The 12,351-nt window shown below is 76.0% G+C and carries 5 protein-coding genes; 3 read left to right on the forward strand and 2 right to left on the reverse strand.

The window, feature by feature from the left end:
* The first annotated feature begins 73 nt into the window (after positions 1-73).
* The 3 genes from ADY01_RS24535 (at position 74) to ADY01_RS24545 (ending at position 4,167) form a co-directional block, all read left to right on the forward strand.
* The gene (locus ADY01_RS24535; protein WP_063784339.1) at positions 74-2,194 is read left to right on the forward strand and encodes an ABC transporter ATP-binding protein; all 2,121 of its coding nucleotides are present in this window, start codon (positions 74-76) and stop codon (positions 2,192-2,194) included.
* Complete coding sequence (locus ADY01_RS24540; protein WP_053171164.1) at positions 2,194-3,081, forward strand: ABC transporter permease; 888 nt, start codon at positions 2,194-2,196, stop codon at positions 3,079-3,081. Before ADY01_RS24535 ends, ADY01_RS24540 begins: the two co-directional genes overlap by 1 nt.
* Positions 3,082-3,165: 84 nt before the next feature.
* Positions 3,166-4,167 (forward strand): ABC transporter permease, encoded by a 1,002-nt coding sequence (locus ADY01_RS24545; RefSeq protein ID WP_049577803.1) that lies wholly within the window; start codon positions 3,166-3,168, stop codon positions 4,165-4,167.
* 5 nt (positions 4,168-4,172) lie between these two features.
* On the opposite strand, the gene ADY01_RS24550 is transcribed toward ADY01_RS24545, so the two are convergent.
* Together ADY01_RS24550 and ADY01_RS41360 are read right to left on the reverse strand one after the other, a co-directional pair.
* Positions 4,173-5,780 carry an alkaline phosphatase D family protein gene (locus ADY01_RS24550; RefSeq protein WP_049577812.1) on the reverse strand — a complete coding sequence of 536 codons (1,608 nt, stop codon included), beginning with the start codon at positions 5,778-5,780 and terminating at the stop codon, positions 4,173-4,175.
* 252 nt (positions 5,781-6,032) lie between these two features.
* Positions 6,033-12,227, reverse strand: a complete 6,195-nt coding sequence (locus ADY01_RS41360; RefSeq protein WP_053171167.1) for a type I polyketide synthase — start codon at positions 12,225-12,227, stop codon at positions 6,033-6,035.
* Positions 12,228-12,351 lie beyond the last annotated feature (124 nt).

The raw sequence follows: 12,351 nt of genomic DNA on the forward strand, positions 1-12,351 counted from the left end.
CCCCGGCCCCACTCCGTCCGTCCGCGCCCGCCTCCCGTGACCCCGTCCACGACCCGTCCCCGTGAGGTCAGACATGCTCCGCACCACGTTGCAGGACACTCATACCGACACCGACACCGACACCGACACCGACACCGCACACCCGTCGGCGACACCCGTCGCGTCCATCCGCGACCTCCGCGTCAGCCTGGCGCGGGGCGGCGTCCGTTCCCCGGTCATCAAGGGCGTCGATCTCGACATCAGGCGCGGCGAGATCCTCGGCCTGGTCGGGGAGTCGGGCTCGGGGAAGAGCGTGCTGAGCCTGGCGCTCCTCGGCCTGCTGCCCCAGGCGTCCGCGCCCCGGGTCTCGGGCACGCTCACCGTCAACGGCGTGGACATGGCCGCGGGCCCCGAGGCCGACCGGCGGCGCGCCAGGAGGTCCGACCTGGGCGTCGTGTTCCAGGACCCGATGACCTCGCTCAACCCCACCATGCGGATCGGCGACCAGGTCGCCGAGGCCGCGGGCTCGTCGGCCGAGGCGGTCCGGCTGATGCGCGCGGTGGGCATCCCCCAGCCGGAACGCCGCATGCGCTCCTACCCGCACGAGCTCTCCGGCGGGCTCAGGCAGCGGGTGATGATCGCCATGGCCATCGCGGGCGGCCCCCGGCTCATCGTCGCGGACGAGCCGACCACGGCCCTCGACGTGACGGTCCAGGCCCAGGTCCTCCGGGTACTGCGCGGGCTGAGGGACGACATCGGGTGCAGCGTGCTGATGATCACGCACGACCTGGGCGTCGCCGGGCAGATCGCGGACCGCGTCGCGGTCATGTACGCGGGGCGGATCGCCGAACTCGGCCCGGTCGAGCGGGTGTTGAAAGAGCCGCACCACCCCTACACCGTGGGCCTGCTCGGCTCGCGGCTCGGCCTCGCCACCGACCGGCACGCCCCCCTGCGGACGCTGGCCGTGGAGTCGGCCCCCGCGGCCCACGACGAGGGTTGCGCCTACCGCACCCGGTGCCCGCTCGCCGAGCCGCGGTGCGCGCGGGGGCTGCCCGCGCTCGCCGAGGCCGCGGCCGGGCCACCGCACGTTCCGCCGCCGCCGTCCCAGGCGCCGCCCCCGGCGGCCCCGCCCGCGCCCTCCCCCCATCTGTCGGCCTGCTTCCTGGCCGGGGAGGCGCACGCGCGCCTCGCCGGGGACGTCCTCGCCGGGGACGCCCTCGCCGGCGGAACCGGGGCGGCGGAACGGGAGACGGCCGCGCCGGGCGCCGCCGAGGGGGGAACGATCCTGGCGACCACCGAGGTCCACTGCGACTTCACCGTGCGCGACCGGCGGGGCCGCAAGGCCACCCTCTCCGCGCTGCGGGGCGTCACGCTCGACGTCGAGGCCGGGGAGTCGATCGCCCTGGTCGGGGAGAGCGGCTCGGGGAAGTCCACCCTGCTGCGGGTGATCGCCGGTCTGGAGAAGTCCTTCACCGGGGCCGTGGAGGGCCCCGGACGCCGCCGGGTGCAGATGGTCTTCCAGGACGCGGGCGCCTCGCTCACCCCCTGGCTGACCGTCAGGGAGCTGCTCTCCGAACGGCTCGCCGGGCTCCGCCTGGACCGCGCGGAGCGCCGCGCCCGCGCGCTCACGGCCCTGACCTCCGTGGGCCTGCCCGAGGAGGCGCTGCACGCCAAGCCCTCCGAGCTCTCCGGCGGCCAGCGGCAGCGCGTGGCCCTGGCCAGGGCGACCATCGTCCCGCCCCGGGTGCTGCTGTGCGACGAGCCCACCAGCGCGCTCGACGTCTCCCTGGCGGCCGGCGTGCTCAACCTGATCAACAGGCTCCGCCGGGAGCTGGGCATGACGGTGATCTTCGTGACCCACGACCTGTCCGTCGCCCGGATCATCGGCGACCGGATCGCGGTGATGTACCTGGGGCGGCTAGTGGAGACCGGCCCGGCCGAGGACGTCATCTCCCGTCCCCGGCACCCCTATACGAGGTCGCTGATCTCCGCCGTGCCCGGACTCGGCGTCGCCCTCCCCGACATCGCGGGAGAGCCGCCGAGCCCCATCGACCCGCCCGGCGGGTGCGCCTACCACCCGCGCTGCGCGGTGGCCCGTGAGGAGTGCGCCACGACCCTCACCGGGGTCCAGCTGGTGCCCATAGGACCGCGCCCGCCACGGGGCGAACGGTCCGTGCGGCCCAGCGTCGCCTGCGTGCACCGGGGGGAGATCTGATGGCCGCCACCGCCGCGGAAGCGGCACTGACGCCGGGCGGCGCGCCCGCGACCCGGGGGCGGCTGCCCCGGCCGGGGCTGCGCACCGGCCGCCTGCTCAACCTCACGGTCCTGGGCCTCGCCGCGCTGGTCACCCTGGTGGCCGTGCTCGCCCCGGTGCTCGCCCCCTACGACCCGGTGCATCCCAGCGGGGAGCTCTACGCGCCCGTCGGGTCGGGCGGACACGTGCTCGGCACCGACGGGATCGGCCGGGACCTGCTCTCCCGCACGCTGCTGGGGCTGCGCACCAGCTGGCTGATGGCCCTGGCGGTCGTCGCCCTCGGGCTGCTGGTCGGCGGGGTGGTCGGTCTGGTCGCCGGGGCGTCCGGCGGCTGGGTGGACGCCGCGCTGATGCGGATCACCGACCTGTTCCTGGCCCTGCCGGGCACCCTGGTCGCGATCGCGGTGGCGGCGGCCCTGGGTTCGGGGCTCGGCAACACCTTCCTCGCCATCTCGGTCGTGTGGTGGCCGTTCTACGCCCGCATCGTCCGCGGCGAGGTGCGCGCGCTGGCCGCCCGCCCTCATGTGGAGGCGGCCCGGATGGCGGGGGTGGGCAGAACGCGCCTGATCGTCCGGCACCTGCTGCCCGGCGTGGTGCCCTCCGCGGTGATCACCGCGAGCCTCGACGTGGGGAGCGTGGTGCTGGTCCTCGCCAGCCTGTCCTTCCTCGGGCTCGGCCAGTCGGCCCCGGCTCCCGAGCTGGGCGCGGACACCTCACGGGGGCTGCCCGAGCTGCTGGCCCACTGGTGGATCCCGGCGATCCCGGGTCTGGCCGTCATGGTGCTGAGCCTGGTGGCGAACCTCGCCGGGGACGCCGTGCGCAGCCTGCTGGCCCACCGGGGCCGTTGAGGCCGGCCCTCACCGGCACCCTCACCGGCACCCTCACCGGCACCCTCACCGGCACCGTCAGACGAAGAAAGGTCCGTCCGCATCATGACACCGCGTTTCATCGCCGCCCGCCTGGCGTCGCTCCTGGGTCTGCTGCTGGTGCTGTCGCTCGTGCTGTTCGTGCTCCAGGAGATCTCGAACACCGACGCGGTGGCCGCGACCCTGGGCCCCAACGCCTCGCCGGAGGCCATCGCCGCCGAACGCGCCAGGCTGGGGCTGGACGAACCCGCCGTCGACCGCTACCTCGGCTACCTCGCCGGGCTGGTGACCGGCGACCTGGGCACCTCCTTCCGCACCAAGCAGCCGGTGACCGAGGACATCGGCACCTACCTCCCCGCCACCCTGGAACTCGTGCTCTTCGCCTTCGCGGTCGCCCTCGTCCTCGCGGTGCTGTTCGCGCTCACCAGCGTGCTGCGCTGGCGTGGCGCCGGGGCGTTCCGCGGGGTGCTGTTCCTGGCGTCCACCGCGCCCACGTTCCTGCTCGGCATCTTCAGCCTCGTCGTCTTCTACCTCAACCTGAACTGGCTGCCGGGCAGCGGCAGGCTCAGCGGCTCGTTCGAGGCGGGCGGGCCCACGGGGCTGCTGGTGCTCGACGGGCTGCTCACCGGGGATCCGGCGCTGAGCCTGGACGCGCTGGAACACCTGCTGCTGCCCGGCCTCGCGCTGGCCGTGGGCCCGGCCCTGGCCATCGGGCGCGTCTTCCGCTCCAGCCTGCTCACCACGCTGGAGGCGGAACACGTCCGCACCGCCCGCGCCAAGGGCCTGACCGAGCGGCGGGTGGTGCTGCGCCACGTGGTGCGCAACTCGGTGAACGCCGCGCTGTCCATGAGCGGATTGCAGATCGGCTTCATGTTCGCCGGGGTCCTGGTCGTGGAGAGCGTGTTCAGCTGGCCGGGGCTCGGCAGCTACCTCGGGGCCGGCATCCCCGTCTCGGACTTCCCCGCGGTCGCCGGGGTCACCTTCGTCCTGGGCGCCGTCTACATCACGGCCAACGCCGTCGCCGACATCCTCCAGGGCATGGCCGACCCCAGGGTGGCCGCCTCCTGACCGGGTCACACCTCCTGGGCGCCGGGGGTGCCGTCCTCGACGACGAAGGAGGCGAAGGTGTGTACGGGCGCGTCGGGGCGGCTCACGGTGGTGACCATCCGCAGATCGGTGCGCCACTCGTCCCGGTCGAGGGTGCACCGGACGTAGCCGCGCCGGTCGCCGTCGAAGAAGCGGATGTGCGGGTTGAAGCGGATCATCGGCCCGTAGTAGGGCCCGTAGACCTCGCCGTCGCCGTTGGTCGAGACGGAGGTGCCGACGAACTCGGTGGCCACGACGGCGGATCCGGGGTCGTCGAAGTCCCGGTGGATGTCGTTGACGAACGTCGAGTGCCAGTCGCCGGTGATGACGACGGGGTTGCTGACCCGGGCGTCCGCGAGGTGGTCGGTGACGCGCCTGCGGGCGGCGGGGAAGCCGTCCCACGCGTCGTGCCACAGGGTGTCCCCGGCGGGCCCGTCGTGGTCGAGGCGCCCCATCATGACGTTGTTCGCGAGGACGTTCCAGCGCGCCGAGGAGTCCGCGAGGCCGTCGAGCAGCCAGCGTTCCTGCCGCTCCCCCAGCATCGTGACGGACGGGTCGTCGGCGGCCTCGCAGGCGGGGGCCTCGCCCCAGCCGCACGGCGGGACGCTGCGGTACTGGCGGCCGTCGAGCACGTTGAACTCGGCGAGGTCCCCGTAGGAGAGCCGCCGGTAGAGCCGCATGCCGTCGTCGCGCGGGATGGCGGCGCGCCGCAGCGGCTGGTGCTCGTAGTACGCCTGGTAGGCGGCGAGGCGCAGGGCGCGGATGTCCTCCTCGTACTGGGAGGTGTCGCCCGCGTAGTCGTTCTGCACCTCGTGGTCGTCCCAGGTGACGATCCAGGGGAAACGGGCGTGGGCGCGCTGGAGGTCGGGGTCGGACTTGTACAGGGCGTACCGCAGCCGCCAGTCCTCCCGTGTCCTCGGCGCGGCGCGCAGGTGCTCGGGGACCGGGGTCTTCCGGTAGCCGCCGTCGGCGGGGATCTCGCCCTCGTACACGTAGTCGCCCAGGTGCACGACCAGGCCGAGGTCCTCCCGCGCGAGGTTGCGGTAGGCGGAGTAGTAGCCGGACGCCCAGTCCTGGCAGGAGACGTAGGCGAACGAGAGGTCCGCGACCCGCGACCCGCGCGCCGGGGTGGTGCGCGTCCTGCCGACGGGGGACACCTCCCGGCCGTAGCGGAACTGGTACCAGTACTCCCGGTCGGGGCGCAGCCCGTCCGGTTCGACGTGCACCGAGTGCCCGAGCGCGGGGAGTGCGGCGACGGTTCCCCGGCGCACGACGTGCCGCATGCGCTCGTCGGTGGCGACCTTCCACTCGACGGGAACGGGCCGGTCGGGCATGCCGCCGCCCCGCTCCAGGGGGGCGGGGGCCAGCCGGGTCCACAGGACGAACCCGTCGGGCGCCGGGTCCCCGGAGGCGACGCCGAGCGCGAAGGGGTAACGGTCGTGGCCGCGGCGCGGCGCCGCGACGGCGCCCCGCTGGAGCGGCACCTGTGCCAGGGCGGCGAGCCCGGCGACGCCGCCGAGGGCGGCGGCGAACCGTCTGCGGTTCCAGCCGTCCGCGGAGCCCCCGGGGGCTTGGGGGGTGCCGGATCGGGTCATGACCATCACTCCAGGGAAGCCGGTTCTGATCGGTGCGAGGCCGGGCCATCGTCCGGGGGGCCGGTGTCGGGGAACTGAAGTCCGCGTGACATCCGACGGTCCGTCGGTTCCCCCGGCCGTTTCCCCCGCCCGCGTCGCCGATCAGCGTGGCGGGACGGCCTTCGCCTGTACCCGCGTGTTCACGGGTCCCCGGGGTGAGCCAGGCGCGTTGGTCCGTTCGTCCGTGCGTCCGTTCCTCGGTCTCTCGGTCCTTCAGTCCTTCAGCCAGGCGTCCACCGCATCGGCGGCGGCGTCGGCGTGGGCCTCCATCATGGTGAAGTGGTCGCCCGGCACATCCACGGCGTCGTGCGGGTGCTTCCATGTGGCCTGCCAGGGCCGGTCCTCGGGAATCCCGGCGAGCGGCGTGCTGGAGCGCACCAGGAGCGTCGGTGCGGAGAGCGGGGACGGCGTCCAGTCGAAGCCCATGTAGCGGCCCATCGCGGTGAGCCAGGCGTCGTCCCCGCCGGTGAGCAGGCGGTCCCTGCGGTCCTGGAGGCCGCGGATGACGGCGGGGATGAGGCGTTCCAGCAGCTCCGTCTCGTCCGGCGGGTAGCTGTCCAGCAGGATCACGCGGTCCGCGGCCGTGCCCGCGGCCTCCAGTTCCTCGGCCACGGCGTGCGCGACGAAGCCGCCGGAGGAGTAGCCGACCAGCGCGATCGGCGCCCCGTCGGCGAGCCGCAGCGCCGTCGCGGCGTGGGCCCTGGCCAGTGACCCGGCCGTGGCCGCGAGGGGTTCGCCCGCGCGGAACCCGGGGTGCGGCAGCGCGAGGACGGTGCGCCTGCCGCGGAGCGCCGCGGCGAACCGCGCGTACTGGTGGGGCCCCGAGACGCCGATGATCGGCGGGAGGCAGAGCAGCGTCGGGCCCGCCGGCCCGCCCGCGAGGCGCACGGCGGGCGCGCCGTCCCCGGCCTCGTCGAAGACCGGCCTGAAGCGGGAGAGCGCGTCCATCGAGGCGACGAACTCCCGGATCTCGCCCCGCTCGACGGCCTCGGCGAACAGCGGCAGCAGGCTGCCGCCGCCACCGGCCCGGCCGCGTGCTCCCCCGGCGGCGGATGTCGCGGCGCCGGTGGCGTCGAGGGACGCGGCGAACTCGGCGTGCAGCCGCCCCGCCAGGTCGGCGGGCGTGGGGTGGTCGAAGACCAGGGTGGGGGGCAAGGTCAGCCCGGTGGCGGTGGAGAGCCGGTTGCGCAGCTCGACGGAGGTCAGCGAGTCGAAGCCGAGATCGCCGAAGCCCGCCTCCGGGTCGACCGCCCCCGCCGCGCCGTGCCCGAGCACGGTCGCGGTCTGCTCGCGCACCAACGCGCGCAGCGCGTCGAGCCGTTCGCCGTCGGGCAGGCCCGCCAGCCGCTGCCGGACGCCGGGGTCGACGGCGCTGAGCGCCGCCCTGCGCACCGAGGGCCGCACCAGGGCGCGGAACAGCCCGGGGACGGGAACGCCCGCCGCCTCCGCCTGGGCCCCCAGCGCGGCGAGGTCGAGGCGGACCGGCACCAGCACGGGACGGTCGGGGTGGCCGAGGGCGAGGTCGAGGAGTTCGAGGCCCGCTTCCGCGCTCAGCGGCACCACGCCGCCCCTGGCCATGCGGCGCAGGTCGGTCTCGGTGAGGTCCGTCATGGTGCTGGCGGGCGCCCAGGTGCCCCACGCCAGGGAGGTTGCGGGCCGCCCTTCGCCGTGGCGGCGCTCGGCCAGCGCGTCGAGGAACGCGTTGGCGGCGGCGTAGTTGGCCTGGCCCGGTCCGCCGAAGGTGCCGGAGGCGGAGGAGAAGAGGATGAACGCCTTCAGCGGGTGGTCCGCGGTGAGCTCGTCGAGGTGGACGGCGGCGTCGACCTTGGGCCGCAGCACCCGCTCCAGCTGGGACGGCGTCAGGGAGGCCGCGAGGCCGTCGTCCAGGACACCGGCGGCGTGCACCACGGTGGTGAGCGGGTGCTCCGGCGGGATGTCCCCGAGCAGCCGGACGAGGGCGGCCCGGTCGGTGACGTCGCAGGCTGCGGTGGTGACGGCCACGCCGAGCGCGGCCATCTCGGCGGCGAACTCCGCCGCGCCCTCGGCCCGTTCGCCGCTGCGGCTGGCCAGCAGCAGGTGGGTGGCGCCGTGGCGGGTGACCAGGTGTCGCGCGACAAGGCGGCCCAGGGTGCCGGTGCCGCCGGTGATCAGGGCGGTGCCGGTCAGCGGCAGCGGCTCGCGCGGCGGCGCGTCCCGCGTGGTGGCGGCCGGGACGGCCACCAGGCGCGGCGCGTGGACCGTTCCGCCGCGGACGGACAGCTGGGACTCGTCGGCGGTGGCCAGCGCGGCGGCGACGTCCCGCCAGGCCACCGGGTTCCCGGTGGCCGCCATGTCGAGCAGCGTCAGGCGGCCGGGATTCTCCGACTGCGCGGAGCGCACCAGGCCCCACAGGGCGCCCGCGGCCGGGTCGGCGTGCCCGGCGTCGCCCGGTCCCGCCGCGCCGCGGGTCAGCAGCGCCAGCCGGGCGGTGGCCAGGCGGCCTTCGGCCAGCAGCCCGGCCACCAGCGCCAGGGTCCGTCCGGCCGCCTCGTGGGTGCGCCGGGCCAGGTCGCCCCCGGCCTCGGGCGCCGGTTCGGCGGCGGGGGCGAGGATCAGCTCGGGCGCGGGGGCGCCCGCCGCGAGGGCGGCGGCGAGGTCGGCCAGGTCCTGGTAGGAGTCGACGGGCACCCCGGCGGCCTGGAGACCCTCCGCCACCGCGATGTCGCCGAGGGCGGCCCACCGTCCGGCGGCCACCTCGGGAAGGGCCGCGGGCGGCAGCGGCGTCCAGGCCGTCTCGTACAGCCAGTCGCGGGCGGCGTCGCTCCGCCGCGCGGCGCGCCTGACGGCCTCGACGTCCACGGGCCGGGTGACGAGGGCGTCCGCGGACAGCACGGGGCGTCCGGCGCCGTCGGCGATGTCCACCGCCATCGTGTCGTCCCCGCGCGCGGTCAGCCGGACCCGCAGCGTCGCGGCGCCGATCGCGTGCAGGTCGACGCCCGTCCAGGAGAACGGCAGCCGCACCTCGGCGTCGGTGCGCCCGGCCGCCGCGGCGTGCAGGGCGGCGTCCAGCGCCGCGGGGTGCAGCCCGTACCGCGCGGCCTCGGCCCGCTGCTTGTCGTCCAGCCGCACCTCGGCGAACGTCTCCTCGCCGCGGCGCCACACGGCGGCGAGGCCCCGGAACGCGGGCCCGTAGTCGTAGCCCGCCTCCGCCAGCCGCTCGTAGGCGTGGTCGAGGCCGACGGGTTCGGCGCCGCGCGGCGGCCAGCTCGCGAACGGGTCCTCTTCCGTCACGCCGGCTCCCGGTGCGTCGGCTCCCGGTGCGTCGGCCGCCGGGGCGAGGACGCCGTCGGCGTGCCGGAGCCAGGGCTCGTCGTCGGTGCGCCGCGTGTGGATGCCGAGGGCGCGCCTGCCGGCCGCACCGGCGGGGTCGACGACGACCCTCAGCTGCACCCCGCCGCTGTCCGGCAGCGCGAGCGGGGTGTGCAGGGTCAGTTCCTCGACGCGTCCCGCACCGGTGGCGGCGCCCGCCCGCAGCGCGAGCTCCAGCAGCCCCGCGCCGGGGAGCAGGACCGTCCCGGCGACGGCGTGGTCGGCGAGCCAGGACTCGGTCTGGACGGCGAGCCGCCCGGTGAGGACGAGCCCGCCGTCGGGCAGGGCCACGCGGGCGCCGAGCAGCGGGTGTTCGGCCTTCGCGGCGCCCGCGGCCGACAGGTCGCCCGCGCCGCGCCCGGGGGCCAGCCAGTAGCGGCTGCCCTGCCAGGCGTAGGTGGGCACGTCCACGCGCCGGCCGCCGGGGGCGGCGGCGCGCAGGTCGACGCCCACGCCGTGGACATGCGCCTCGGCGAGGCTGGTGAGAAAGCGGTCCAGGCCGCCCTCGCCGCGCCGCAGCGAGCCGAGCGCAACGGTCTTCCTGTCCAGCGAGGCCGCGATCTCCTGGAGGTTGAGGCCGAGGAGGGGGTGCGGGCTCATCTCGATGAACGTGTGGTGCCCGGCCGCCATCAGGGTGGCCGCGCCCAGGTCGAACCGCACGGTCTGCCGCAGGTTGGCGAACCAGTACGCCGCGTCGAGGGTGGTGGTGTCGGTGAGTTCGCCGGTGACGGTGGAGGCGAAGGGCACGTCGGAGGCGCGGGGTCGGATGCCGGCGAACGCGTTGTCGATCTCGTAGCGCAGCGCCTCGACGTGCGGGGAGTGGGCGGCGACGGTGACGGCGAGGCGGCGGGTCTTGGCGCCCTCGGCGGCGAGCTCGGCCAGCAGGCCGTCGACGGCGGTGGGGTCGCCGGCGACGACCGTGGTGCCGGGGCTGTTGACGACGGCGATCGACAGCCGCCCGTCCCACCGGGCGAGGCGGGGCTCGACCTCCTCGTGGGGCAGCAGCACGGAGCCCATGGCGCCGGTGTCGGCGAGCCGCTGGTACGCCTGGCTGCGCAGGGCCACCATGCGCGCGGCCTCCTCCAGGGTGAGGACTCCGGCGGCGCACGCGGCGGCGATCTCGCCCTGGCTGTGGCCGAGGACAGCGGCCGGGCGCACCCCGTGGGCGCGCCACAGGGCGTCGAGGGAGACCATGACGCAGAACAGGGCGGGTTGGACGACATCGAGCCGTTCCAGGGGCGGCGCCCCGGGCCCGCCGCGGACGGCGTCCGCCATGGACCATTCCAGGTGGGGGGCGAGCGCTCGCCGGCACTCGGCGAAGCGCTCCGCGAACGCGGGGGCGGTGTCGAGCAGTTCGGTGGCCATGCCGGTCCACTGGGAGCCCTGTCCCGGGAAGACGAACACGGGCCCGGCGGGGTCCTCGGCGGCGGCGCCGACGGCGGCGTTCGGGTGCGGGCGGCCGTCGGCGAGGGCGAAGAGCGCCTCGCCCAGCCGCTCGGGGTCGCGGCCGGTGACGGCGGCGCGCTGGGGGAACGCGGTCCGGCCCGTGGCGAGCGAGTACGCGAGGTCCACGGGCCGCTGCCCTGCGCCCTCCCCGGTCAGGTGGTGGGCGAGGCGGGCGGCCTGGGCGCGCAGGGCGGGCTCGGTCTTCGCCGAGACGGGCAGGATCACGAACGGCGCGGGCGCGTTCACACCGCCGTCCGCGTCCGTCTCGCTGCCGGTGCCGGTGCCGGTGCCGGTGCCGGTGCCGGTGCCGGCGCCGGGGACGAGGTCCGGGCCGGGGTCGCGGTCCCCGGGGGCGGGCTCCTCCAGCAGCACGTGCGCGTTGGTGCCGCTGACGCCGAACGACGACACGCCCGCCCGGCGCGGGCGGCCGGTGTCGGGCCAGGGCGTGGCCGCGGCGAGGAGCGCCACCGCGCCGCGGGCCCAGTCCACATGCGGGGTGGGCTCCTTCAGGTGGAGGGTGGCGGGCAGGGTGCCGTGCCGCATGGCCAGCACCATCTTGATGACGCCCGCGACGCCGGCGGCGGCCTGGCTGTGCCCGATGTTCGACTTCAACGAGCCGAGCCACAGCGGCCGTTCGGGCTCGCGGTCCTGCCCGTAGACGGAGATGACGGCCTGCGCCTCGATGGGGTCGCCGAGCGTGGTGCCGGTGCCGTGCGCCTCGACGGCGTCGATGTCGGCGGGGGTGAGCCGGGCGTCGGCGAGGGCGGCGTCGATGACGCGCTGCTGGGACGGGCCGTTGGGGGCGGTGAGGCCGTTGCTGGCGCCGTCGGAGTTGACGGCGGAGCCGCGGACGACGGCGAGCACGGGGTGACCGTTGCGGCGGGCGTCGGACAGCCGCTCGACGACCAGCACGCCGACGCCTTCGGAGAACCCGGTGCCGTCCGCCGCCGCGTCGAACGGCTTGCAGCGGCCGTTCTCCGCGAGGCCGCGCTGCTTGGCCATGGCCACGAACGGTGTCGGCGAGGGCATCACCATCACGCCGCCGGCCAGCGCCAGGGAGGTCGCGCCCTCGCGCAGCGCCCGGCAGGCCAGGTGCAGGGCCGTCAGCGAGGCGGAGCAGGCCGTGTCGACGGTCAGCGAGGGGCCTTCGAGTCCGAGGACGTAGGAGAGGCGGCCGGAGATGACGCTGCCGGTGTTGCCCGTCATCAGGTAGCCCTCGACGCCCTCGGGCAGTTCGGGCGTGTCGGCGCCGTAGTCCTGGGTGGCGGCGCCGACGAACACGCCGGAGTCGGTGCCGCGCAGGTCGGTGGGCGCGATCCCGGCGCGTTCGATCGCCTCCCAGGCGACTTCGAGGAGCTGCCGCTGCTGGGGGTCCATGGCCAGCGCCTCGCGGGGGTTGATGCCGAAGAACGCGGCGTCGAACCGGTCGGCGGCGGTGAGGAAGCCGCCCTCCCCGACGTAGGTGGTACCGGGGTGCTCGGGGTCCGGGTGGTAGATGCCGTCCAGGTCCCAGCCGCGGTCGTCGGGGAACGGGCCGATGCCGTCGCCCTCCCCGGCGAGCAGCCGCCACAGGTCCTCGGGCGAGCGCACCCCACCGGGGTAGCGGCAGCCCATGCCGACGATGGCGATCGGCTCGTCGGCGGTGCGCGGCGCCGGGACCGGGACCGGGACCGGCGGCCGGCCCCCGCGGCGCGCCGAAGAGCTCGGCGTGCAGGAAGCGCGCCACGGCCAGGGGGGT

This window comes from Streptomyces sp. SBT349, from assembly GCF_001083795.1.
Taxonomy (GTDB): Bacteria; Actinomycetota; Actinomycetes; order Streptomycetales; family Streptomycetaceae; genus Streptomyces.

Coding starts and splice junctions, on each gene's coding strand:
- ADY01_RS41360 (WP_053171167.1), bottom strand. CDS start 12,227: ATGGGCTGCCGCTACCCCGGTGGGGTGCGCTCGCCCGAGGACCTGTGG.
- ADY01_RS24550 (WP_049577812.1), bottom strand. CDS start 5,780: ATGACCCGATCCGGCACCCCCCAAGCCCCCGGGGGCTCCGCGGACGGC.
- ADY01_RS24535 (WP_063784339.1), top strand. CDS start 74: ATGCTCCGCACCACGTTGCAGGACACTCATACCGACACCGACACCGAC.
- ADY01_RS24540 (WP_053171164.1), top strand. CDS start 2,194: ATGGCCGCCACCGCCGCGGAAGCGGCACTGACGCCGGGCGGCGCGCCC.
- ADY01_RS24545 (WP_049577803.1), top strand. CDS start 3,166: ATGACACCGCGTTTCATCGCCGCCCGCCTGGCGTCGCTCCTGGGTCTG.